Source organism: Paenisporosarcina sp. OV554, assembly GCF_003058165.1.
Classification (GTDB): domain Bacteria; phylum Bacillota; class Bacilli; order Bacillales_A; family Planococcaceae; genus Paenisporosarcina.
Genome location: NZ_QBUC01000014.1, coordinates 62,689 through 86,112, shown reverse-complemented (window position 1 = coordinate 86,112; position 23,424 = coordinate 62,689). Strand labels below are relative to the sequence as shown.

25 protein-coding genes are annotated in these 23,424 nt (G+C 37.1%); 24 read left to right on the top strand and 1 reads right to left on the bottom strand.

What is annotated here, in order from left to right; all coding sequences use genetic code 11:
• Positions 1-16 precede the first annotated feature (16 nt).
• From efp to C8K15_RS12875, 21 genes are all read left to right on the top strand, one after another.
• Entirely contained in the window at positions 17-577 is a 561-nt protein-coding gene (efp, locus tag C8K15_RS12975) for an elongation factor P (protein ID WP_108586826.1), read from the top strand.
• 109 nt (positions 578-686) lie between these two features.
• Positions 687-887, top strand: a complete 201-nt coding sequence (locus C8K15_RS12970; RefSeq protein ID WP_108586825.1) for a SpoIIIAC/SpoIIIAD family protein — start codon at positions 687-689, stop codon at positions 885-887.
• Between the two features lie 409 nt (positions 888-1,296).
• Positions 1,297-2,202, top strand: a complete 906-nt coding sequence (locus C8K15_RS12960; RefSeq protein WP_108586823.1) for a stage III sporulation protein AE — start codon at positions 1,297-1,299, stop codon at positions 2,200-2,202.
• Entirely contained in the window at positions 2,202-2,363 is a 162-nt protein-coding gene (locus C8K15_RS20615) for a hypothetical protein (protein WP_199224114.1), read from the top strand. Before C8K15_RS12960 ends, C8K15_RS20615 begins: the two co-directional genes overlap by 1 nt.
• 56 nt (positions 2,364-2,419) lie before the next feature.
• The gene (locus tag C8K15_RS12955) at positions 2,420-2,860 is read left to right on the top strand and encodes a hypothetical protein (protein ID WP_108586822.1); all 441 of its coding nucleotides are present in this window, start codon (positions 2,420-2,422) and stop codon (positions 2,858-2,860) included.
• Positions 2,857-3,399 carry a SpoIIIAH-like family protein gene (locus tag C8K15_RS12950; protein WP_108586821.1) on the top strand — a complete coding sequence of 181 codons (543 nt, stop codon included), beginning with the start codon at positions 2,857-2,859 and terminating at the stop codon, positions 3,397-3,399. The genes C8K15_RS12955 and C8K15_RS12950 overlap by 4 nt, the downstream gene beginning before the upstream one ends.
• Positions 3,400-3,643: 244 nt before the next feature.
• Positions 3,644-4,156 (top strand): acetyl-CoA carboxylase biotin carboxyl carrier protein, encoded by a 513-nt coding sequence (gene accB / locus C8K15_RS12945; protein ID WP_108586820.1) that lies wholly within the window; start codon positions 3,644-3,646, stop codon positions 4,154-4,156.
• Positions 4,157-4,166: 10 nt separating this feature from the next.
• Positions 4,167-5,519 carry an acetyl-CoA carboxylase biotin carboxylase subunit gene (gene accC, locus C8K15_RS12940; RefSeq protein WP_108586819.1) on the top strand — a complete coding sequence of 451 codons (1,353 nt, stop codon included), beginning with the start codon at positions 4,167-4,169 and terminating at the stop codon, positions 5,517-5,519.
• Positions 5,520-5,534: 15 nt separating this feature from the next.
• Positions 5,535-5,942, top strand: coding sequence for an Asp23/Gls24 family envelope stress response protein (locus tag C8K15_RS12935; protein WP_108586818.1), 408 nt, complete (start codon positions 5,535-5,537; stop codon positions 5,940-5,942).
• A 129-nt stretch (positions 5,943-6,071) separates the two neighbouring features.
• Positions 6,072-6,461, top strand: coding sequence for a transcription antitermination factor NusB (gene nusB / locus C8K15_RS12930; RefSeq protein WP_108586817.1), 390 nt, complete (start codon positions 6,072-6,074; stop codon positions 6,459-6,461).
• 19 nt (positions 6,462-6,480) lie between these two features.
• Positions 6,481-7,341, top strand: coding sequence for a bifunctional methylenetetrahydrofolate dehydrogenase/methenyltetrahydrofolate cyclohydrolase FolD (gene folD / locus C8K15_RS12925; RefSeq protein WP_108586816.1), 861 nt, complete (start codon positions 6,481-6,483; stop codon positions 7,339-7,341).
• Between the two features lie 90 nt (positions 7,342-7,431).
• Complete coding sequence (gene xseA / locus C8K15_RS12920) at positions 7,432-8,790, top strand: exodeoxyribonuclease VII large subunit (RefSeq protein ID WP_108586815.1); 1,359 nt, start codon at positions 7,432-7,434, stop codon at positions 8,788-8,790.
• Positions 8,787-9,029, top strand: coding sequence for an exodeoxyribonuclease VII small subunit (locus C8K15_RS12915; protein ID WP_108586814.1), 243 nt, complete (start codon positions 8,787-8,789; stop codon positions 9,027-9,029). The genes xseA and C8K15_RS12915 overlap by 4 nt, the downstream gene beginning before the upstream one ends.
• Entirely contained in the window at positions 9,026-9,907 is an 882-nt protein-coding gene (locus C8K15_RS12910) for a polyprenyl synthetase family protein (protein WP_108586813.1), read from the top strand. Before C8K15_RS12915 ends, C8K15_RS12910 begins: the two co-directional genes overlap by 4 nt.
• 93 nt (positions 9,908-10,000) lie before the next feature.
• Positions 10,001-11,905 (top strand): 1-deoxy-D-xylulose-5-phosphate synthase, encoded by a 1,905-nt coding sequence (gene dxs / locus C8K15_RS12905; RefSeq protein ID WP_108586812.1) that lies wholly within the window; start codon positions 10,001-10,003, stop codon positions 11,903-11,905.
• Complete coding sequence (locus C8K15_RS12900) at positions 11,902-12,720, top strand: TlyA family RNA methyltransferase (RefSeq protein ID WP_108586811.1); 819 nt, start codon at positions 11,902-11,904, stop codon at positions 12,718-12,720. Before dxs ends, C8K15_RS12900 begins: the two co-directional genes overlap by 4 nt.
• 101 nt (positions 12,721-12,821) lie before the next feature.
• Positions 12,822-13,271, top strand: coding sequence for a transcriptional regulator AhrC/ArgR (ahrC, locus tag C8K15_RS12895; protein WP_108586810.1), 450 nt, complete (start codon positions 12,822-12,824; stop codon positions 13,269-13,271).
• Between the two features lie 15 nt (positions 13,272-13,286).
• Complete coding sequence (recN, locus tag C8K15_RS12890) at positions 13,287-14,981, top strand: DNA repair protein RecN (RefSeq protein ID WP_108586809.1); 1,695 nt, start codon at positions 13,287-13,289, stop codon at positions 14,979-14,981.
• Positions 14,982-15,093: 112 nt separating this feature from the next.
• Complete coding sequence (locus C8K15_RS12885) at positions 15,094-16,053, top strand: SpoIVB peptidase S55 domain-containing protein (protein ID WP_108586808.1); 960 nt, start codon at positions 15,094-15,096, stop codon at positions 16,051-16,053.
• A 262-nt stretch (positions 16,054-16,315) separates the two neighbouring features.
• On the top strand, positions 16,316-17,107 hold the full coding sequence (spo0A, locus tag C8K15_RS12880) for a sporulation transcription factor Spo0A (protein ID WP_108586807.1): 792 nt from the start codon (positions 16,316-16,318) through the stop codon (positions 17,105-17,107).
• Between the two features lie 598 nt (positions 17,108-17,705).
• A complete protein-coding gene (locus C8K15_RS12875) occupies positions 17,706-18,422 on the top strand; it encodes a glycerophosphodiester phosphodiesterase (protein ID WP_108586806.1) in 717 nt (238 codons plus the stop codon).
• A 271-nt stretch (positions 18,423-18,693) separates the two neighbouring features.
• Here the strand turns inward: C8K15_RS12875 and C8K15_RS12870 are convergent, their stop codons facing one another.
• Positions 18,694-18,939, bottom strand: coding sequence for a DUF2627 domain-containing protein (locus C8K15_RS12870; RefSeq protein ID WP_108586805.1), 246 nt, complete (start codon positions 18,937-18,939; stop codon positions 18,694-18,696).
• Between the two features lie 172 nt (positions 18,940-19,111).
• On the opposite strand from C8K15_RS12870, the gene C8K15_RS12865 reads away from it, so the two are divergent.
• The 3 genes from C8K15_RS12865 (at position 19,112) to bcd (ending at position 23,331) form a co-directional block, all read left to right on the top strand.
• The gene (locus tag C8K15_RS12865) at positions 19,112-21,163 is read left to right on the top strand and encodes a sigma-54 interaction domain-containing protein (protein WP_233260482.1); all 2,052 of its coding nucleotides are present in this window, start codon (positions 19,112-19,114) and stop codon (positions 21,161-21,163) included.
• A 136-nt stretch (positions 21,164-21,299) separates the two neighbouring features.
• Positions 21,300-22,205 (top strand): phosphate butyryltransferase, encoded by a 906-nt coding sequence (yqiS, locus tag C8K15_RS12860; protein WP_108586804.1) that lies wholly within the window; start codon positions 21,300-21,302, stop codon positions 22,203-22,205.
• A 31-nt stretch (positions 22,206-22,236) separates the two neighbouring features.
• Positions 22,237-23,331 (top strand): branched-chain amino acid dehydrogenase, encoded by a 1,095-nt coding sequence (bcd, locus tag C8K15_RS12855; protein ID WP_108586803.1) that lies wholly within the window; start codon positions 22,237-22,239, stop codon positions 23,329-23,331.
• Positions 23,332-23,424: the final 93 nt, after the last annotated feature.

Sequence of the window (23,424 nt, the reverse complement as noted above, 5' to 3'; positions counted from 1 at the left end):
TTTTGGAGGAACAAAAATGATCTCAGTAAATGATTTTAAAACAGGTTTGACAATAGAAGTAGATGGTGGCATTTGGCGCGTTTTGGATTTCCAACATGTAAAACCAGGTAAAGGCGCAGCATTCGTTCGTTCAAAATTACGCAACATTCGTACTGGTGCAGTAAATGAAAAAACATTCCGCGCTGGAGAGAAAGTAGAAAAAGCTCAAATTGATAATCGTAAAATGCAATATTTATATGCAAACGGCGATACGCACAATTTCATGGATACTGACACGTATGAACAAATTGAACTCGAATCAAAACAAATCGAGTATGAGTTGAAGTTCTTGCGTGAAAACATGGAAGTTCAAATTATGCAGTACCAAGGTGAAACATTAGGGGTTGAATTACCAAACTCGGTTATCTTAATCGTTGCAGAAACAGAGCCTGGTATTAAAGGTGATACATCAAGTGGTGGTACGAAAACAGCAGTATTAGAAACTGGACTTTCCGTACAGGTTCCATTCTTTATCAACGAAGGCGATCGTCTCATCATTAACACATCAGAAGCCGCTTACGTTTCAAGAGCACAATAATAAAACAAGAGTTGTCATTTGCATTTCGTGCAAATGGCAACTTTTTTTTCATGTATTAACCTGTTTGAGCATACGATGAAGAGACGGAGGAGGGGACAAGTCGGAATTTATGGACGTAATTCGAGTGGCAGGAATTGGAGTAATTCTTGCGTTGTTGCACCTTTTCTTTGAACAAACAGGGAAAAAAGAATTTACGTTTTTTTTATTTGTTTTTGGTTATCTTTATATGACGGTTGAAATGTTGCGTTTTCTTCGATACTTCTTCGAAGAAATCACTACTTTTTTCGAATGGCTCACCATATCGGTGTAAGTTATGCAAATCATCCTAGTAACGATAGTGATTATATTCCTTATGTTGTTGCTACAACAAATTCTTCCACAATTCACACCTATACTTCTTAGTTTGTTCTTCTTTATACTACTCTCTAATATTCTGTTCCAGATGCTCATTCCAATTGTACGTGCTGTTCTTGAACATGCTCCAAAAGAAGCTCTCCCAATCATAAGGGTTTTAATAATCTCGGTTTTTCTTACATTTATTAGTGAAGCTTTATCTGAATGGAGCCGGAACTTGAATTTGAATGCGTTTACTCCACTCATATCTATTAGTTGTCATTTATTAATACTGACCTACTGGTTGCCACTAATCCAACAAATGTTTACGACTCTATCTCGGCTATTGATTAAATAATTCAGGTAATTGAGGGGTGAGATGGTTCATGCTTGAACCCTTATATGCCTATCTTTTTGGTGTAACCCGATACTTCATGGTTCTTCTAATTGCCATTATTTTTGGTATGATTCTCGATATTTTATTTCCTCAAGGAAAGCGTTGGACAAGACTGGCACTTTTTTGCATAGCGGTGTTATACACACTTACTCCTGCAATAGAGGCCATGCATGAAATGCAACAGTTTTCCAAGGAAATGATTACGGTTTTTATGAGTGTTTATCCTGTTTTAACGGCTGGTTTGCTAATGAATAGTGGAACGATGGCTTTTTCAATTTGGAATCCAGCTTTATATGTATTTATTCAATTTACAGTGTTGTTAACTGAGAAAATCCTGATTCCTTTGTTAATGACGACGATATTGCTTGATTTTATTAGTCGGTTTCATCCAGCAACTCCATTTACGAAACTGACAGACATAATTCGAACATCTTTGCTCAGTATTGTTTCAGCAGTTGTTGTTATTTATAGTTTTTTTATATCAGTTCAAGGGTTTATTTCATGGAATATTTCTAGTGTGGTCACCGAACCGATTAAGAAAATAATTCAGCAAAACATTCCTTTCGTAGGCTCCTTCTTAACGGAGAGTCTAAGCACATTTACTCGATTTTCTTCATCAATCACTTCCATTACCGGTGGTGGGATTGCTTTTTCAATTTTACTAGTGGTACTAATCCCCACACTGAAAACGATTGGCGTTGCCTTTTGTTACCGATTAGTGGCTGCAATAATTGAGCCATTTGGACCCGAAGATTTAGCTAGTTTCTTGGACGATATTGGGAAATCTATTTTCGTGCTAAGTATCTTGTCATTTTTAATAGCTTTTGCGTTTTTCTACACCGCGATCTTTGTTGTTATTTTAGTGAAATTTTCTCTTCTAATGAGGGGTGCATGATGTCCGAATGGTTAAAGGGGTTAGTGTTTATTATATTGCTTAGTGAAATCCTACAGGCAGTTTTCACAGACACAGATTCCAATGATAATTTGGAACAATATACAAAATTAGGACTGGCCATATACATGATGTTATTTATCACTTCATTTTTCTATGAATAGTTGAGGAATGAGTTTCATATAGTTTATCAAATGCCTGTCTCACTTAGGAGAGGAGCGTGAGTCCATCCATTAAAATGAATCGTATGAAAAGCGGTCTCCTGCTTGCAAGCCTCTTGGTATTCATGGTGTTTTTCTTATTTAATGAAACTCTTTTCACCAAGCAACCTTACACAACCAGTCAGTCAGAAGATCCGGCAACACAAGAACAATCATTGGAAAAAGCGTTGGAAAAAATGGCTGGGGTAGGTGAAGTCGAATTATTTTTTTATACAGGCACGAACGAGCCTCTTCAAACAGTTTCGGAAAAACCTAGTTTTGCATTGTTTGATCCAAAGACAGAGGAACAAACAAAGATCCAATCCATATTAGTTGTCGCAAGAGGAGCGGATCAAGCTCAAATCAGATTGAAGTTAATAAAATATTTATCGGCTGTATTAATACTGCCAGAACATCGAATTGTCGTCGTCCCGATGGATGAGAAAGGGGTTTCTAAATGAAAGTCAAAAAACGTACAGTGTGGATGCTAACTTTATTAAGTCTAGTAGCAGTAATTTCGGTGTATTACGTGCAAGAGCCCAACAACATGCCCTTTGATGGTTTAGCTATTTTTTCAGATGAAGCAAGTAATAAGTTGACGGTCGATGATGGAGCAAAAGATGAGTCAGTGACACCAGTATATGCTCAAAGTGCGTTATTTGAAGAGATGAGAATGGAAGCTTCTAACGAACGTAGTCAGTTAAAAGAACAACTTACTACAAAAATCACTGCAAAAGAAATAAATGCAGATGAAATTAATGAAGCCTATAGTGCGATGGAAGATTTAACAGTTCGTGAATCAACTGAAGCCATGCTTGAAATGCTAATCCGTTCACTAGGATATTCAGATGCTCTTGTTCAAACAGAAAAAGGATTAGTGAAGGTTATGGTTATCTCTGACGAATTAGGTAAAGCAGAAGCAAACGAAATTATCCACATCGTCAAAAAAGAGTGGGAAGATGCTAGAAAAGTACAAGTAACATTCCAACCAGCTTCATAATGAATGAAAAGGGCCAATTAAGGTCCTTTTTTCATTTTAAGGGACAAATTCCTCTTTAATCCCTCGTTTGGAATCAAGATAGCGATTCGTTTCTCCAGCGCCGGCGTCGGGCTAAAATGGGCTTCTCAACCTTTCAGGTTAGTACCAACTCTTAAAGAATTTTGGGTTATCTATTTCAAATTTTCTCAATAACGACTAAAATAGAATAGGAACCTAATTCGATACATGGTAAGGGGAGTTATGAATGTTAAAAATACAAGAAATACGTGAAATTATTAAATTAATTGATCATTCATCTATTGATGAGTTTAGTTACGAAGCAGAAGGTACAAAAGTTAAACTCAAAAAGAACAGTGTACAAGGATCAACTGAACAAGTTGTATCTCAAGTTAAACCTGTAGCACCAGTTGCTGTTGCACCGGTAACAGTAGAAACTACACAAGCACCAGCAGCAATAACTACAAATGAATCAGCAGCACATGCAGAGCTGAATGAATCAGCTGTGAATGACGAATCTCTTCATAAAATCAAATCTCCAATGGTAGGAACATTCTACGCATCTTCTTCACCAGATTCTCAAGCATTCGTGCAAGTAGGGGATAAAGTGAATGATGATGGTATCGTATGTATCGTGGAAGCGATGAAATTATTCAATGAAATCGAAGCAGAAGTGACTGGCGAGATTGTAGAAATTTTAGTAAAAGATGGACAACTCGTAGAGTACGGCCAACCTCTGTTCTTAGTAAAAGCGAACTGAGGGGGAATACATGATGAAAAAAGTATTAATTGCAAACCGTGGTGAAATTGCGGTTCGTATTATTCGTGCGTGTAAAGAGTTAGATATCGAAACAGTTGCAGTTTATTCAGAAGCAGATCGAGATGCATTGCATGTGCAAATGGCTGACGAGGCGTATTGTATTGGACCGCATCTTTCGAAGGATAGCTATTTAAACTTTAGCAATATTATTAGTGTAGCAAAATTAACTGGATGTGACGGAATTCACCCGGGTTATGGCTTTTTAGCTGAAAATGCTAATTTCGCTGAGCTATGTGAACAATGTAATATCACATTTATTGGTCCAACTTCAGATGCCATTTCTCGAATGGGTACGAAAGACGTAGCACGTGAAACAATGCGAAAAGCAGGTGTCCCTGTTGTACCTGGATCTACAGGCATTGTCGCAGATGAAAACGACGGTTTGGAAATCGCTCGTAAAATCGGCTTCCCAGTCATCATTAAAGCAACTGCTGGTGGTGGGGGTAAAGGGATTCGCGTAGCGCGTACAGAAGAAGAGTTGGTTAAAGGTATTCAAATTACTCAAAAAGAAGCTGCAGCTGCTTTTGGTAATCCCGGCGTTTATATTGAGAAGTTTATTGAAATCTTCCGCCATGTAGAAATTCAAGTTTTAGCAGATAGTTTTGGCAATGCCATTCATTTAGGTGAACGTGATTGTTCAATACAACGTCGTATGCAAAAACTCGTAGAAGAAGCACCTTCACCAGCACTTTCCCCTGAGATTCGTCATCAAATGGGAGAAGCAGCTGTAAAAGCAGCTCTTGCTGTTAATTACCGAAGTGCTGGTACGGTTGAATTTATATTTGACCACATTAATCAAAAGTTTTACTTTATGGAAATGAATACACGTATTCAAGTTGAACATCCTGTTACTGAAATGGTGACAGGTATTGATTTAATTCAACAACAATTAAAAGTAGCTTCTGGTGAAACATTAGCGTTTACACAAGATGATGTGAAAATTAAAGGGTGGGCAATTGAATGCCGAATTAACGCAGAAAACCCGAATAAAAATTTCATGCCTTCTGCAGGTAAAATAGAAATGTATTTAGCCCCAGGTGGGTACGGTGTACGAGTGGATTCTGCGATGTATTCAGGGTACAGCATACCTCCATACTATGACTCAATGGTCGCAAAACTAATTACTTTTGCGGATACACGTGAAGAGGCAGTGGCCAAAATGAAACGTGCACTGAGTGAATTTGTGATAGATGGAGTTCATACGACCATACCTTTCCATGCGAAACTAATGGATCACGAAGTATTTAAATCAGGCGATTTTGATACCAAGTTTTTAGAGAAATATGATGTAATGAATTCGTAAGAAAGGATGATTCGAATGGCTGACAAAACAGCAACAGCTTATTTACAAATGACTCCTGCAGGTAAAGAAGTGTTAGGTAAGATTGAAGTGGCACCAGAAGTTCTTGAAGTTATTGCTGGAATTGCGACAACTGATGTGGAAGGCGTTGCCGGTACACGCGGGAGTTTTGCAACAGGTGTAGCAGAACGTTTGGGTAAAAAGGTCCATGGTAAAGGCATTAAAACTGAGTTAACGGATAAAGGGTTATTTGTAGAAATTTTCTGTACTGTGAAATACGGTGCATCCATTCCTGCAGTAGCGAAAGAAGTTCAAAATCAAGTACGTCAAGCAATTTTTAACATGACATTACTTGAAACTCAAGAAGTGAACGTTCATATTACGGGCGTTCAATTTGAGCAGTCTAAAGAAACTACAACCGAATAATTCAATACATCGTTCGGTATGTCCGAACGATGTATTTTTTTCTGAACATTCGAACTTCCCTTCGAGTATGTCTTGTATGGAGAAATTATGCTATGATGTGTTCGAATGCATATAAAAGGAGACTATCCCATGAAACGTAGAGAAGCTCGTGAAAAAGCGTTGCAAACTTTGTTTCAGTTAGAAAACACAGAGTTGACTATAGAAGATGCGATGAGCCACGTATTAGATGGCCAAAACGATTCTTTCTATGAAAAACTTGTTCGTGGCACGACTGAACATATGGCGCAAATAGATGAATCACTTAAAACGAAATTAGAAAATTGGTCACTAGATCGTTTACCTAAAATTGAGCGAACAGTTTTACGCTTAGCCGTATTTGAATTGTTATTTATGCAAGATGCACCTGCTAAGGTTGTAATGAATGAAGCGATTGAACTTTGTAAAACATTTGGTGATGATAAATCAAGTAAGTTCGTCAATGGCGTACTATCTAAATATGCAGTTGAATCTTCTAACTGACAACAGGGGGAATTTAGACATGTCAAGTGCATTAATCAGTGGAAAAGAAATTGGACAAGAGATACGAAATGAATTAACTGAACGTATCAATACCTTGAAAAATCAAGACATAACACCTGGCTTAGCCGTTATTTTAGTAGGTAACAACTCAGCATCGAAAACGTATGTTTCCAATAAGCAAAAAACATGTGAAGCACTTGGCATGCATTCACGTTTACTTTCATTTGAGTCTGACTTAAGTGAAAATGAACTTATTGAAGCGATTCATTCTCTTAATCATGATCCTGAAATTCATGGAATTTTAGTCCAACTTCCACTTCCAAAACAAATTACTGAATCAAAAGTGTTAGCAGCGATATCTCCTGACAAAGATGTGGATGGATTTCATCCAATCAATGTAGGGAAAATGATGCTCGGGCAAGAAACGTTTCTACCATGTACGCCATATGGTGTCATGAAACTTCTGGAATTTTCTGGTGTAGAAATTGCAGGTAAACATGCTGTCGTCATAGGGCGTAGCCATATTGTCGGTAAACCTATGGGACAACTATTACTTCAAAAAGATGCTACTGTCACATATGCTCACTCCAAAACACCCAACCTAAAAGAGATTACTTTACAAGCAGACATCCTCGTAGTTGCTGTAGGTAGAACAAAAATGATTACGAGTGATTACGTAAAAGATGGTGCTGTTGTCATTGATGTCGGGATGAATCGTGATGAAAACAATCGTCTATGTGGGGATGTAGATTTCGAGTCAGTTAAAGATAAAGCCTCATATATAACTCCAGTTCCAGGTGGGGTGGGACCAATGACCATTACGATGCTAATGGTAAACACTGTCCAATCTGCTGAAAATGAGTTACGTCAAGACAAATGAACTTAAAACAGGTAAAATAAAGGGAAGAAGCTGTTTTTCTTAGAGAAAGACAGCTTTTCTATTTCTTCTTCATGAGGAGTTTGACGACACTTGACATCAACTTCATATTTAACTGTAAAAGCTTTAACCAAATACATAAAACGAAAATTTGATGCTGATCCCCATTTGCGCAATGTTTATGTAAAAGGGGAATTATCAAATGTGAAAATACATACGAGTGGACACATTTATTTTACGATCAAAGATGAGCAAACTAGAATGCCGGCGGTGATGTTTGCTGCTCAAGCCAAACACTTGAAATTCAGACCCGAAAGCGGTATGAACATACTTCTGCAAGGTGATGTCAATGTGTATGAAGGGTCTGGCCAATATCAATTGTATGCACAATCCATGCAACCTGATGGCATTGGTGAACTGTTTATTGCCTTTGAACAATTAAAAGAAAAGTTAGCAAAAGAAGGGTTGTTCCACCCATCCAGAAAAAAACAAATCCCTAGATACCCACAAAAAATCGGTGTTATTACCGCAATTACAGGAGCGGCTATCCGAGATATCGTCACGACTTTAAGTAGACGTTATCCTCTGGCTGAAGTTATTATATTTCCAGCACTTGTTCAAGGTGTTGGTGCCGCACCCAGTATTGTCAAAGCGCTCAAAAGAGCAAACGCATGTCCTGAATTGGATGTCTGCATCGTGGGGCGGGGTGGTGGCTCGATTGAAGATTTATGGGCATTTAATGAAGAGATAGTTGCTCGCGAAATAGTGAATAGTACCATACCAATTATTAGTGCAGTTGGACATGAAACTGATACAACAATCGCTGACTTTGTTTCCGACTTACGTGCTCCTACACCAACAGCCGCAGCAGAACTCGCTGTACCCAATCAATTAGAATTATTAGAGCGCGTTACAAATAGAAAATCACAAATTGTTTCGATTATCACGGCAACCTTGTCTCAAGAGCGAAAAAGATTAACTCGCGTTATGTCGGCATACCCACTTGCTTATCCAGAGCGATTGTATAGACCTTTTGTCGAGAATTTAACGCGTATTACTGAACAGCTTGAAAAAAGTGGACGGACCTTGGTCAATCAAAAACAACAATTGCTCAATCAACAAACGATGCGGTTGACTTTGCAAAGTCCTCAGAGATTAGTCCAACAACATCAAAAAGGTTTACAAGACTTAGAACAACGTATGCAAGTGGCATCTCAAAAAGGTTTACAGGCAAAAGGGCGCTCTTTTAGCAATATTATTCAATTATTAGAAGCTCTAAATCCACTGAAAATCATGGATAGGGGCTACAGCTTAACCTATCAACAGGATCAAGTTGTAAAATCAATTGAAGATATAGATTCAGACCAACCCTTACAAATCAAATTACAAGATGGAGTCGTAATTGCATCTATAGACTCTATAATCAAAAAGTCTAAAGGAGAATCATCATGACGAAAAATACAGTATCTTTTGATCAAGCCATCCAACAACTTGAAGAAATCGTGCGCAATCTCGAACAAGGCGATGTTCCTTTAGAAGATGCGATTTCTCTTTACAAAAAAGGCATGGAATTATCCTCTGTTTGCCATGATAAATTGCATAATGCGGAGAAACAATTGATTTCCATCATGGATGAAAGTGGAGAGAAAGTGCCCTTTAATACATCTGAAAAAGAGGATACGTCAAAATGACTTCATTCCAAAGTTTTAAAGAATATTATGTTCCGAAAATAGATCAACAATTGTCGGAACAAATCTTGTCAATTGAAGCACCTGCTATATTAAAAGAGGCAATGCATTATTCACTTACTGCAGGTGGTAAACGAGTTCGACCATTATTTTTAATAGCCGTTTTAGACCTATTAAAAGTGAATCATAGTGAGGCATTAACATTTGGAGCGACAATTGAAATGGTTCACACGTATTCCCTTATTCATGATGACTTACCGAGCATGGACAATGATGATTTTCGTCGAGGGAAATTAACGAACCATAAAGTGTACGGTGAAGCGTTAGCCATTTTAGCTGGAGACGGATTATTAACATATAGTTTTGGAGTACTAGCTCGTTTAAAAGAAGTAACCGCTGAAAGCAAATTAGAGTTAATTCATTTGTTAAGTAAATCAGCAGGTGCTGAAGGTATGGTAGGTGGTCAAGTATTAGATATCGAGAGTGAGAGAAAAATAGTCACCGTCAATGAATTGGAAACGATTCACATCAACAAAACTGGTGCACTATTGTCATTCAGTATTGAAGCAGGTGCCATTTTGGCTCGAGCAAACGACAACACTAGAAAAGCACTCACTGATTTTGGTTTCCATATTGGTCTTGCTTTTCAAATTCAAGATGACATTTTAGATATAGAAGGTACTACTGAAGAGTTAGGTAAAACTGCCGGAAAAGATGTTGCCAGTGAAAAAAATACGTACCCTGCATTATTATCACTAAATGGGGCAAAAGATAAAAGAGATTGGCATTATAACCAAGCCATTCTGTCACTTCGACAAATATCCGACGAGCCAGGTTTGTTAGACGAAATGGCTGCTTATATAGTCAATCGTAATAAGTAGGATAAAGGTTAATGTTTGTACAATCCACTGACATTGATATAATGAAATGTAATAAATTAATCAGCAAGTATAGTGTAAAGGTGTGTGACGTAGATGGATTTAAATACAATAACAGATCCATCCTTTATTAAAAATTTATCACAAGATGAATTATTGAACTTGAGTGAAGATATTCGTTCGTTTTTAATTGAAAAATTATCGGTCACAGGTGGACATATCGGTCCTAACTTAGGTGTGGTCGAACTAACTGTATCTCTTCACCGTATTTTCAATAGCCCTGATGATAAGTTTATTTGGGATGTAGGACATCAAGCGTATGTCCATAAAATATTAACTGGTAGAGGAAATCAATTTGACACACTTCGTCAATATAAAGGATTATGCGGATTTCCAAAGCGTATAGAGAGTGAACATGATGTCTGGGAGACTGGACATAGTTCTACTTCACTGTCTGCTGCTATGGGTATGGCAGCTGCTCGAGATATCAAAAATGACAAAAATCATATCATTCCGATTATCGGAGACGGTGCATTAACTGGTGGTATGGCTTTAGAAGCTCTAAATCATATTGGACATGAAAAGACGGACATGATTGTAATATTAAATGATAATGAAATGTCAATTGCACCAAACGTTGGAGCCCTTCATACGATTTTGGGGAAACTTAGAACAGCCGGGAAATATAACAAGGCAAAAGATGAATTAGAATACTTGTTAAAGAAAATTCCAGCAGTCGGTGGTAAGTTAGCTGCTACTGCTGAACGAGTTAAGGATAGTTTAAAATACCTACTCGTATCCGGTATCTTTTTTGAGGAGCTTGGGTTTACTTACCTAGGCCCAATTGATGGACATAATTATGATGATTTACAAGAAACATTATTAAATGCAAAAAAAATGAAAGGTCCGGTTTTAGTTCATGTCCTAACGAAAAAGGGCAAAGGATTCCGACCTGCTGAAGAAGATAAAATCGGCACATGGCATGGTACGGGACCTTATAAAATGGAAACAGGTGCTTTTGTTAAATCTTCAACTACTGCCCCTTCATGGAGCGGATTAGTGGCTGAGACTGTTCGTAAACTGGCCCGAGAAGATGAACGCATTGTTGCCATTACTCCAGCTATGCCTGTTGGTTCAAAGTTAGAAGGATTTGCTTCTGAATTTCCTAAGCGTATGTTTGATGTTGGAATAGCTGAACAACACGCTACAACCATGGCTGCAGGACTAGCAACACAGGGAATGAAACCATTTTTAGCGATTTATTCAACTTTCCTACAACGTGCTTATGATCAAGTTCTTCATGATATTTGCCGTCAAAATTTAAATGTCTTTATTGGTATCGATCGGTCTGGCCTTGTAGGTGCAGATGGCGAAACACATCAAGGGGTATTTGATATCGCATTTTTACGTCATTTACCAAACATGGTCATCATGATGCCAAAGGATGAAAATGAAGGTCAGCATATGGTGAACACAGCCATTGAATACAATGATGGTCCAATCGCTTTGCGTTACCCAAGAGGTAATGGTCTAGGTGTACCAATGGACGCTGAATTACGAGTGATTCCTATAGGCTCATGGGAAGTGTTAAGAGAAGGGACCGACGCGGCTATATTGACATTTGGGACAACCATTCCATTGGCTTTAGAGGCAGCAGATCGCTTAGCAAAACAAGGCATTCAAGTTGAAGTAATTAATGCACGATTTATTAAACCACTTGATGTGCATATGTTGCACCAATTAGTGAACCGGGACCTTCCATTATTCACTGTCGAAGAAGCCGTTTTACAAGGTGGATTTGGAAGCAGTATCTTAGAATTCATGCAAGATTATGATTATACAGGAATATCAGTAAACCGTATGGGAATACCTGATCAGTTTATTGAACATGGAAATGTTGATGAATTATTAAATGAAATTCATCTCACTGCAGACGAATTAGTAATTCGTATCCAACAAAAAATGAAAAAAATTGGCAAGGCTGGTACTCACGCATTATGATTAAAACCCCAAAAGAAAGAGTCGATGTTTTACTTGTAGAACGTGGACTTTGTGAAACTAGAGAAAAAGCAAAACGGGCGATTATGGCCGGGACTGTTTATACAAATGAAGTTCGTCTTGAAAAGCCTGGTGAAAAAATCTCAAGCGATTCCCCACTTCAAGTAAAAGGGAAAGAAATGCCTTATGTAAGTAGAGGTGGCTTAAAACTTGAAAAGGCACTTAGTTATTTTCAAATTGATGTTAAAGATAAGTTAATGTTAGATATTGGGGCTTCTACTGGTGGGTTTACAGATTGTGCTCTGCAAAACGGAGCGCGACATTGTTATGCACTGGATGTTGGCTACAATCAACTGGCTTGGAAAATCCGTCAAGATGAACGAGTAACCGTCATGGAACGTACCAATTTCCGCTATGTCACAGGAGTCGATTTAGCTGAAGGTTTACCTGAATTTGCAACGATTGATGTTTCGTTTATTTCACTAAAACTCATTTTACCCGTCTTGAAAACATTACTTGTGCCAGGAAGTGATGTAATAGCACTCGTGAAACCACAATTTGAAGCAGGAAAAGCGAATGTTGGTAAAAAAGGTGTCGTGCGCGATGCAAAAATCCATACCAAAGTGTTAGAAACAATTTCCGTCTTTTCCCAAGAAGTAGGTTTCACACTTAAAAATGCTTCGTTTTCACCCATAACAGGTGGAGAAGGTAACATTGAATTTTTATTCCATTTAGTTGCTACTGAAACAAATGAGACGCAATTTACTGAAGAACAACTTAAACAAATTGTGCGTGATGCACATCAACAACTAACGTGAAACGGCCTACGATAGGCCGTTTTTTTCTTGTACGGATGAGAAGTAAATGGTACGATATGAATAATTAAGTATAATTATTCATTTTTTAGGAGTGAACTTTGATGAACAAGGGCCAAAGACATATAAGGATACGCGATATTATTGCCAATCATGAGATTGAAACGCAAGACGATTTAGTAGAAATCTTGAAAAATGCTGGATACAATGTTACTCAAGCGACAGTTTCTCGTGATATAAAAGAACTTCATTTAGTAAAAGTACCATTGCAAGATGGTCGCTATAAATATAGCTTGCCAGCTGATCAACGATTTAATCCTATGCAAAAATTACACCGCGCACTAACTGATGCTTTTGTAAGTATTGATGGAGCAAGTCATTTTTTAGTAATGAAAACTTTGCCAGGAAATGCGCATGCCATAGGTTCATTAATTGATCATCTCGATTGGAAAGAAATATTAGGGACAATTTGCGGTGATGATACCTGTTTAATTATTTGCAAAGATACAACTGAACGTGACTTAATTAAAACAAGATTACTCGAGATGCTTTAAAAGAGGTGATACTTTGTGTTAAAAGAATTATCTATTAAAAACTTTGCCATAATAGAGGAAGTATCTGTGAGCTTTTCAGATGGATTGACGGTTCTCACTGGTGAAACTGGTGCAGGTAAATCAATCATAATTGATGCTGTTCATTTACTTGCAGGTGGAAGAGGATCACAAGAATTTATCCGTCATGGTGCCAAAAAAGCGGAACTTGAAGGCTTGTTTTATTTACAAAACGCTCAGCATCCAGTATTCCAAAAATTACAGGATGTAGGAATTGAAGCTGATGATGATTCTGTTATCTTAAGACGAGATATTAATGATCATGGGAAAAGTGTCTGTCGTGTTAATGGCAAGTTGGTCACTATAGCCATTTTGAGAGAAATTGGTGGTTCATTAATTGATATTCATGGACAACATGAAAGCCAAGAGTTAATGGATGAACGACTACATATTTATTTACTTGATCAATTTGCAGGAAGTAAGATTCAAAAGGCCAAGGAAAGTTATTCAGGTCTCTTCCAAAAGTACATGAAATTAAAAAAAGAACTAGCTTCAGTCAGTGACAATGAACAACAAATTGCTCAAAGAATTGATTTATATCAATACCAAATCAATGAAATAGATGCTATCGAATTAATTGATAACGAAGATGAAGATCTTCAATCAGAACGTAAAAAGTTCCAAAATTACCACAAAACGTTTGAACGAATTTCAGCTGCTCAAGAAGCTCTAAATGGAGAATCAAAAGGGCTTGATTGGATAGGTAATGCTATGAGTGAGCTTGAAGATATTGCTTCTTTTGATGAATCGTACAAAGAACAAGCAGAACTTGTATCGAATTCATTTTATTCCCTTCAAGAACTGTCATATCAACTGAAAAGTGAAATTGATGAATCAGAGTTTGATGAAGAACGTTTAAATGTCATCGAAGATAGATTAGCTGCCATCCAATCGCTAAAAAGAAAATACGGTAATTCGATTTCAGAAATTTTTGCTTACCGCAAAAAAATTGGTGAAGAGTTAGATGCACTTATGAATCGCGATGAACGTATTCAACAACGACAAAAAGCACTTGAACAAGTCGAAAAAGATTTAGAAATTGATGCTATAGAATTAACGATCTATCGCAAAAAAGCTGCGAAAAGTTTAAGCGAGGCTATTGTCCTTCAATTACGTGAATTATTTATGGAAAAAGCAACATTTGAAGTGGTTTTTAAACCATCTTCTATTTTTGACAAAAATGGTAAAGACGATGTGTCATTTTATATGTCAACAAATGTTGGAGAGCCAGCAAAACCGATTTCGAAAATCGCTTCTGGCGGTGAACTTTCACGTATGATGCTAGCGCTAAAAGGAATATTCTCTAAACATCAAGGGATTACATCTATTATTTTTGACGAAGTGGATACGGGAGTTAGCGGACGAGTTGCACAAGCAATTGCTGAAAAAATTGCTAATATCTCTCGTTCTTCACAAGTACTATGTATTACTCATCTCCCTCAAGTTGCCGCAATGGCGGATCAACAATTATTAATTGAAAAAGAAGTTATGGGTAAACGGACGATGACTAAATTAACTGAAGTTACTGGCCAATATCGTGTACAAGAATTAAGTCGTATGATGTCTGGTTCAGAAATTACAACGTTAACATTGGAGCATGCAACGGAATTGCTCTCAATTGCGGAACAAAGAAAAAAATTATCTCATGTATAGAATCTGGAAGCACTGCTGTATCAGCATGTGCTTTTTTTTTTCGAAATTTTACCTTTCATAACAAACCATATAAAACACATATTAAAGATATCCTGATAAATGGAGGTGAAGTATGCGATGTGTTGCTAATAAACGGTTTATTACCATTCTTTTGGGATTATTGATTGTCTTTCCAACGAGCTCTTTAGCAGCGAAAAGTGGTGATAATTTAATCCCACTTGGTCAATCGATTGGTGTGCAGTTAAAACTTGAAAATCCAACATTTGTTCATGATGTGATGATTGATGAGAAATGGTGGTTTAAAAATGGTGATCAAATAATATCACTGAATAAAAAATCAATTGAGTCAATTGAGGATTGGAAAAAAACAAGTAAAGAAAACAATGACAAGAAAGTTTCCGTCGAATTTTTACGTGAAAGTAAAAGACAAGCTGTATTAGTATCGGCAAATCAACTAGAAAGTATGCTACCGTTTTTACGGGACCATACCGAGGGAATTGGAACAATCACATATGTAAATCCTACTACAAATGAGTATGGAGCTTTAGGACATCAAATAGTGGACCAACAAATTGAACAGGCACCACCATTTTTAGGTGGCACAATCTTTTTGTCTGATATTGCACGTATTCACAAAAGCACTCCCGGAAAACCAGGTTATAAAATAGCCAAACAATCATCGATACATGTGCAGGCGGGAAGTGTTCAAGAAAATACAGTTTATGGCGTATTTGGTGAGTTGATTGATCCTGATTTACAAAAAGGTCAAGCAATTCCAACATTAAAAACCGATCACATCAAAAAAGGTAAAGCTGAAATATATACAGCAATTGAAGGCAATGACGTGCAACCGTATCAAATAGAAATAATAAAAGTCGATAAAAAGACTTTTCAATTTATTGTGACGGATAAAGTATTGATTGAAAAGACAGGCGGTATTTTACAAGGTATGAGCGGAAGTCCTATTTTACAAAATGGGAAATTTGCGGGAGCAATTACACATATGGTGGTGGATAATCCGGTTAAAGGAGCAGCCATCCCTATTCAGGAAATGATAAAAAAACAGCCATAATGAATATTTCTGACCACACTTGAAAAAGTGTGGTTTTTTTTTGATTATTTGTTATTATTAATGTAACGATTATTCGACAAAAATATAGAAAAACTTGACATTCGTCGAAAATCATCTAAATCTTCTAACTATTTACCCTTTTTAAAAATGAATAAAGGGTTTACAATCAAAATGTCGAATTAACTTTACAGTGTGAAATTGGAAGAATGTCCAATAAAAACAAACATCCATGTTCGCAGATATACTTGAGGAGGAATTAGAAATGGAAAAAATAAAAGTAGCAATTGCTGATGATAATAAAGAATTGGTAAAAACACTGGAGTCATACTTATCAAGCCATCCTCAAATTGAAGTCATTACAACAGCTCCAAATGGAAAAGTTATTTTAAGTATGATGGAGAACGAATTGCCAGATGTTTTATTATTAGATATAATTATGCCTCACTTGGATGGTCTAGCAGTACTCGAAATGATGCAAGCAAACGAAAAGTTATCTAAAGTTCAAGTCATTATGTTAACTGCTTTTGGTCAAGAAGATGTTATGAAACAAGCAGTTGAATTAGGTGCTTCATACTTTATGTTAAAACCATTTGAATTTGATCGCCTAGTTAATCAGATTCTTCAAGTTGCTGGTCACAAGCAAGAAACCACTCAACGTACAAGTATTTTACAAAGCCAACCACAAGAAAAAGTGAATCAAAAAATGATTGATACAACAATTACCGCAGTCATTAAAGAAATCGGTGTCCCTGCACATATTAAAGGGTACGCATATTTACGCGAAGCAATTCACATGGTATATGATGATATTGAATTATTGGGATCCATTACAAAAGTCTTATATCCTGAAATCGGTGTTAAATTCAACACGACTTCCTCACGAGTGGAACGTGCCATTCGTCATGCAATTGAAGTCGCTTGGAACCGTGGGAATTATGAGTCCATCTCGAAAACTTTCGGCTATACCGTTCATCACTTGAAGAGCAAACCGACAAATTCAGAATTCATTGCAATGATTGCTGATAAAATTCGCTTGGAAAACATGGCGAGTTAATCATTGATATGACTGGGTTTACAGAGAAATGTAGACCAACCAATTTCTTAGAATTTAAACTAAAATTTGATTTCTAAACCAATAAACTTTTATTAGAATGACCAATGAAGATTAAAATTCATTGGTCTTTTTATTTTGTCGAAAAGGGTGAGGTCATGAGGTTAACTGTACTTGAATCTCTCCATTAAAGAAATTGAAAGTGCTATTAGTAAAAGTCTATTTGCTGAACTTTCTAGAATTATTGCATACTGCCAGGAAGTTGACTCTGATGTTTTTTTGATTTGGAGACCAATATAGATGTTCTGTGAGAAAGTCTTATTTGACACATGGCATTCGATGTATAAGGATTCCAAGATCAATAGTCCTATTGACGTTACTCTACTTCGAAGTGGTATTTTTGAGTAATTTATTATTAAAGAACTTCAGAATTCGGCAATAAAAGATGATAATCTCTCTTAGAGAACAGTAAGGGTAATTCCTAATATGAGCTGATGATAAATCTCAACCTTGTTTTTTACCCAGTAAAAGACAGAACTATGCATATAATAGGGAGGAGAGGGTAAAGAAAACTATACATATAGACAAGGTGTTGAAAAAAATGATAAGAGTTCCGATATATGCACATCGTGGGGCTTCTGCATATGCACTTGAAAATTCTTCCGCTGCTTTTAGGAAAGCGATTGAACTAGGAGCAGATGGTTTGGAGATAGATTTACAATTAACAAAAGATTTAGTGCCAATCGTTACACATGACTTGGATTTTTGGCGGTTAGCGAGGATTCGTAGAAATGTATCGACGATGACCTTCGAGGAAGTTAGTAAATTAAAGTTAGGGACTTCTATCTTAAGATTAATTAATGGGAATTCTGTATTAACATTTGATGATGTATTAACCTTTGCTACAAACAATGGATTAGCCCTTAATGTGGAATTAAAAGAAACATTTATTGACGCACCGGAACAAGTTAATTTGTTATTTAAAAGAACATATTCACATTTAAACATTCATTTTTCATCATTTCATTATGAGGTACTTGAGCGAATTAAACAGTGTAACCCCATGCTGCATACAGCTTATATTGGTACAAGAAAAACGAACTGGGAAGAACTTGGTCGATTGAAAGCCGCGGATGCACTACATATGCATAAAAGACATTATGCTCAAAAGAAATTAGATTTAGCTTTTCAATCGAATATGCCTTTGCGGTTTTACGGAATTGATGGAAGCGAAAAATATTTAGCTAAGCCACATCCAGTGGTTTTAGGTTGGATTACGGATTATCCTGACAAAGTGTTAATAAAACAATTAAGTTAGGGTCAGATTTGTTCAGAATAAAGAGGGAAAGTTTTCGAACCAATACGTTTACATGTATAGGCTATGTTGAAGAATGCTGTTGATATTGAAGAACAAAAGACAGAGTATAATTGTGTCTAGAATGCCGCAAGAACGTGAAACATGAGACCCACAAGTATGTGGTTTTCATGCTTGTTGGCTCCTGCGAAAAGTGCGGCAAGCGCAAATGTACGATAAACGAAAGTATAGTTTAACAGAGCCATTGTAGAAAAAAGGAACCCTGAAAGTAAATTCAGGATTCCTTTTTGTTTGCGAATCTGGGTTGAACCTTGCCGTTTTTTCGGTCACGGTGTAATAAGAAACCAGCGAAAAATCCTAACCCAATTACTAACATCACAATACCTAATATAAATTGTAGCCCTAAAAAAGGTATTGGCCCAATGAGTTTGCCAAAGATGGTGTCACGTATGAGTTTGATTCCACCAGCAGCCATCAAGCCGGGAATCAGTAATACAAGAAATGCTAACATTCGTGCCAATTTTTTCATCTCCTAAAAACCTTTGATAAGGTTTTGTGCCAACTTTTATTTTAAAGCATAATTAAATCTCTTCTCATTTTACTATCTCCCCATTCATTGTCAAGAAGATCGAGATAAGGTATGATAGAGATAGATTTTGCAATAGATTGCACGAAGTTAGCGAGGTGTTTGAATGTCTTTGCAAAATGTGTTAATAATTGGTGGTGGGGTCGGCGGAACTGCGATTCTTAAATTATTGATGTCAGCGGAATTATTCCATGTGCAACGCGTTGTTGATATTGATGAAACAGCACAAGCGATTCAAATCGCAAAACAACATAATATTGCCACTAGCACAGAGTGGAGACCTTATTTAACAAATGACTTACATATGATTTTTGATCTGACTGGTGAGCCAGCGGTCTTTGAGGAACTCCTTCGAGAAAGACCTAAAGGTACAGTGCTTATTCCCGGAGCAGTTGCAAGCATGCTCATAGGTTTACTGAGGGAAAAAGATCAATTTATACAAATGATTCGAGAAGAATCACATAAGCAACAATTAATTTTCAATTCAATAGAAGAAGGCATGATTAGCATTGATGCCAATGGGAATGTGAATTTTTTCAATAAAAGCGCAGAGCGAATGACGGATATTCCGGTCACTCAAGCGATAGGGAAACATATTTATGAAGTCATTCCTTCAAGTGAATTGCCTCGGATTTTTAAAACGGGTCGAACAGAATTAAATCGAGAGTTATCTTTAAGTAACGGTTTAAAAATTGTTACTTCGAGGTTTCCGATTATTGATGAAAAAGAAAATCGTATTGGTGCATTTTCTGTTTTTAAAGATATTTCGGAAGTCGTTAATTTAGCTGGAGAAATCACCAACTTAAAAGAAATCCAAACAATGCTCCAAGCAATTATACAGTCAAGTGACGACGCTATTTCAGTTGTAGATGAAGAAGGAAAAGGCTTATTAATAAATCCGGCTTATACTAGAATTACGGGTCTCGAGACTGATGATATCATTGGAAAACCAGCAACAACTGATATTAGTGAAGGTGAAAGTATTCACTTGAAAGTACTGCAGATGCGTAAACCTATTCGTGGGGTAAATATGCGAGTTGGTCCTTTGAAGAGAGAAGTAATTGTCAATGTTGCACCAATAATTGTTAATAATCGCTTAAAAGGCAGTGTTGGTGTTATTCACGATATGACTGAAATTCGCTCTTTAATGAAAGAGTTAGATCGGGCCAGAAGCATCATTCGAACGTTGGAGTCAAAATACACATTTGACGACATCATCGGTGATTCACATGAAATGAGAATTTCGATTGAACAGGCAAAATTAGCTGCAAACACTCCTGTTACAGTGCTCTTGCGTGGTGAGTCAGGTACAGGAAAAGAACTTTTTGCACATGCAATTCATAGTTCTAGCGATCGAAAGTACAATAAATTTATTCGTGTTAACTGTGCAGCTATCGCTGAACATTTACTGGAGAGTGAATTGTTTGGTTATGAAGAAGGTGCATTTACTGGTGCGAAACGCGGTGGTAAAAGAGGTTTATTTGAAGACGCGAATCATGGAAGTATCTTTTTAGATGAAATCGGAGAACTTTCAAGTAATACGCAAGCGAAGTTGTTGCGAGTTTTACAAGAAAGTGAAATTGTTCGAGTAGGCGGAACAAAATCTATCACAATTGATGTACGAGTAATTGCTGCTACAAATATTCATATGGAAAAAGCAATGCTTGAAGGTAAGTTCAGAGAAGACTTATATTATCGATTAAACCGAATGCCGATTCAGATTCCTCCTTTACGTAATCACAAACAAGACATCCCGGCTATAGCAGAACGACTTCTGGTAAAACTTAACCAAGAGTATGGACGGAATGTTGAAGGGATATCAGCTGTTGCCTTGCAACGACTTGGTGTGTATTCGTGGCCAGGAAATGTAAGGGAGCTAGAAAATATCATAAGCCGGGGCATGATTTTTATGAAGCCGACAGAATCGGTGTTAGATGATCATCATTTACCTATCTCGATGATGAATCAACAAGAGAAGGAATTAAGTTTACCAACGCATGAGGTTTTACCACTTGTAGAACAAATGGATCGAATGGAAAAAGAAATTCTTTCTTCAACTCTCAAGATGACAAAAGGTAACAAATCAAAAACTGCCAAGCAACTTGGAATTTCTCTTCGTACACTCTATTATAAATTAGAAAAATATGACCTTGTTTGACATTGCATGCAACATTTTGCATGCTTTGCAACAATTTGCATACCAAAAAGGTTGAAAAGTTGACAAATAAAGCGTTTTCACGATTGTAATATTGGCACACTTTATGCTTAAATAATGAATGTTGGGGTGAATACAAATGAAATTAACTGATTTAATTAAACAAGCTTCAGCTTCAGACGATAATGTCGTAGCAGTAGCATCTGCGGCAGATTTGGAAGTACTGGACGCTATTAGCATGGCAATTGAACATGATATGGCAAGCTTTCGTTTGTACGATAAGGAACAAAAGTTAAAAGAAATGATGACTCAACATTTTCCGCACCTATTGAATCATCCTAAAATCTTCACACAACATGTTAAAGATGATCAACAAGCGGCAATAGCAGCCGTAAAGTCTGTTCATTTAAATGAAGCAAACGTTTTAATGAAAGGACATATTCCTACTGCTTTAATTTTAAAAGCTGTGTTGAATCCGGATTTCGGACTTCGAACAGGAAGCGTACTTTCCCATGTTGCTGCATTTGAAATCAATGGTTTTGAACGTTTGATTTTTGTCACAGATGCTGCAATGAATATTGCACCAGATTTAGCACAAAAAGCACAAATAATCCAAAATGCTGTAATGGTAGCACATTCAGTTGGTGTTAAAAATCCAATTGTAGCTCCACTCGCAGCGGTTGAAACCGTAAACCCATCGATGCAACCTACTCTTGACGCTGCTGCTCTAGTAGCGATGAATATAAGAGGACAAATAAAAGGCTGCGTGGTTGATGGACCAGTCGCGCTTGATAATGCTATTTCGGTTGAGGCTGCCCATCATAAAGGTTTAACAGGTCAACATGCAGGACAAGCTGATATTTTGCTTGTACCGAATATTGAAGCAGGCAATATTTTATATAAATCACTTGTTTACTTTGCGAGAGCAAAAGTAGGAGCGGTTATAGTAGGAGCGAAAGCGCCCATTGTCTTAACTTCACGATCAGATAGTGCAGAGAGTAAATTAAACTCATTAGCATTAGCAATTTGTTCGTCTAGTAACTGAAAGTACAACCAAAACCTAGGAGGAATTTATTATGGAAATTTTTAAATATATGGAGACTTATGATTACGAACAATTGGTATTTTGCCAAGATAAAACTTCAGGATTGAAAGCAATTATAGCGATTCACGATACAACATTAGGACCAGCTCTAGGCGGTACACGTATGTGGACTTACGCTTCAGAAGAAGATGCAATTGAAGACGCACTTCGTTTAGCAAAAGGAATGACATACAAAAATGCAGCTGCTGGTTTAAACCTTGGTGGTGGTAAAGCAGTTATTATCGGCGATCCTCTAAAAGACAAAAATGAAGAAATGTTCCGTGCTTTCGGTCGCTTCATTCAAGGTTTAAACGGTCGTTACATTACTGCTGAAGACGTGGGTACTACAGTAGCAGATATGGATTTAATTCATGAAGAAACAAACTACGTGACAGGTATTTCACCTGCATTTGGTTCATCAGGTAACCCATCTCCAGTTACAGCATACGGCGTATACCGTGGTATGAAAGCTGCAGCAATGGAAGCATTCGGTAGTGATTCACTTGAAGGCAAACGTATTGCAGTTCAAGGTGTAGGTAACGTAGCTTATAACTTATGCCGTCATTTACATGAAGAAGGCGCAATTCTAATTGTTACTGATATTAATAAAGCAGCTGTTGACCGCGTGGTTGAAGAGTTCGGTGCTACTGCAGTTAATACAGATGAAATCTATTCACAAGAAGTTGATATTTTCGCTCCATGTGCTCTTGGTGCAATTATTAATGACCATACGATTCCACAATTAAAAGCAAAAGTTATCGCTGGCGCTGCAAATAACCAATTAAGAGAAACGACTCACGGTGATCAATTACATGAACTTGGTATCGTTTATGCACCTGACTATGTAATTAACGCTGGTGGAGTAATCAACGTTGCGGATGAGTTATATGGTTACAACCGTGAACGTGCAATGAAACGTGTAGAAACAGTTTATGACAACATTGCTAAAGTAATGGAAATTTCACGCACTCAAGGAATTCCGACATATTTAGCAGCTGACCGTTTGGCTGAAGAACGAATCGCTCGTGTTGGTAAATCACGTAGCCAATTCTTACAAAACGGCAAACATATTTTAAGCGGACGTTAATTTAGAAAATAGTGTATTGTATTAGCTGGATCCGGTTGTTGAAGGAACTCATCTGAAACATTTTGAAACTGAGATTCTAAAGCAATCGGATGA

What these genes read in the sequence shown, in the direction of transcription:
- C8K15_RS12950 (WP_108586821.1), top strand. Translation starts at nt 2,857, where the DNA reads ATGAAAGTCAAAAAACGTACAGTGTGGATGCTAACTTTATTAAGTCTA.
- C8K15_RS12915 (WP_108586814.1), top strand. Translation starts at nt 8,787, where the DNA reads ATGACGAAAAATACAGTATCTTTTGATCAAGCCATCCAACAACTTGAA.
- C8K15_RS12935 (WP_108586818.1), top strand. Translation starts at nt 5,535, where the DNA reads ATGGCTGACAAAACAGCAACAGCTTATTTACAAATGACTCCTGCAGGT.
- C8K15_RS12960 (WP_108586823.1), top strand. Translation starts at nt 1,297, where the DNA reads ATGCTTGAACCCTTATATGCCTATCTTTTTGGTGTAACCCGATACTTC.
- efp (WP_108586826.1), top strand. Translation starts at nt 17, where the DNA reads ATGATCTCAGTAAATGATTTTAAAACAGGTTTGACAATAGAAGTAGAT.
- nusB (WP_108586817.1), top strand. Translation starts at nt 6,072, where the DNA reads ATGAAACGTAGAGAAGCTCGTGAAAAAGCGTTGCAAACTTTGTTTCAG.
- C8K15_RS12875 (WP_108586806.1), top strand. Translation starts at nt 17,706, where the DNA reads ATGATAAGAGTTCCGATATATGCACATCGTGGGGCTTCTGCATATGCA.
- ahrC (WP_108586810.1), top strand. Translation starts at nt 12,822, where the DNA reads ATGAACAAGGGCCAAAGACATATAAGGATACGCGATATTATTGCCAAT.
- C8K15_RS12885 (WP_108586808.1), top strand. Translation starts at nt 15,094, where the DNA reads ATGCGATGTGTTGCTAATAAACGGTTTATTACCATTCTTTTGGGATTA.
- bcd (WP_108586803.1), top strand. Translation starts at nt 22,237, where the DNA reads ATGGAAATTTTTAAATATATGGAGACTTATGATTACGAACAATTGGTA.
- yqiS (WP_108586804.1), top strand. Translation starts at nt 21,300, where the DNA reads ATGAAATTAACTGATTTAATTAAACAAGCTTCAGCTTCAGACGATAAT.
- accB (WP_108586820.1), top strand. Translation starts at nt 3,644, where the DNA reads ATGTTAAAAATACAAGAAATACGTGAAATTATTAAATTAATTGATCAT.
- C8K15_RS12865 (WP_233260482.1), top strand. Translation starts at nt 19,112, where the DNA reads ATGTCTTTGCAAAATGTGTTAATAATTGGTGGTGGGGTCGGCGGAACT.
- accC (WP_108586819.1), top strand. Translation starts at nt 4,167, where the DNA reads ATGATGAAAAAAGTATTAATTGCAAACCGTGGTGAAATTGCGGTTCGT.
- folD (WP_108586816.1), top strand. Translation starts at nt 6,481, where the DNA reads ATGTCAAGTGCATTAATCAGTGGAAAAGAAATTGGACAAGAGATACGA.
- dxs (WP_108586812.1), top strand. Translation starts at nt 10,001, where the DNA reads ATGGATTTAAATACAATAACAGATCCATCCTTTATTAAAAATTTATCA.
- C8K15_RS12900 (WP_108586811.1), top strand. Translation starts at nt 11,902, where the DNA reads ATGATTAAAACCCCAAAAGAAAGAGTCGATGTTTTACTTGTAGAACGT.
- C8K15_RS12970 (WP_108586825.1), top strand. Translation starts at nt 687, where the DNA reads ATGGACGTAATTCGAGTGGCAGGAATTGGAGTAATTCTTGCGTTGTTG.
- spo0A (WP_108586807.1), top strand. Translation starts at nt 16,316, where the DNA reads ATGGAAAAAATAAAAGTAGCAATTGCTGATGATAATAAAGAATTGGTA.
- C8K15_RS20615 (WP_199224114.1), top strand. Translation starts at nt 2,202, where the DNA reads ATGTCCGAATGGTTAAAGGGGTTAGTGTTTATTATATTGCTTAGTGAA.
- C8K15_RS12910 (WP_108586813.1), top strand. Translation starts at nt 9,026, where the DNA reads ATGACTTCATTCCAAAGTTTTAAAGAATATTATGTTCCGAAAATAGAT.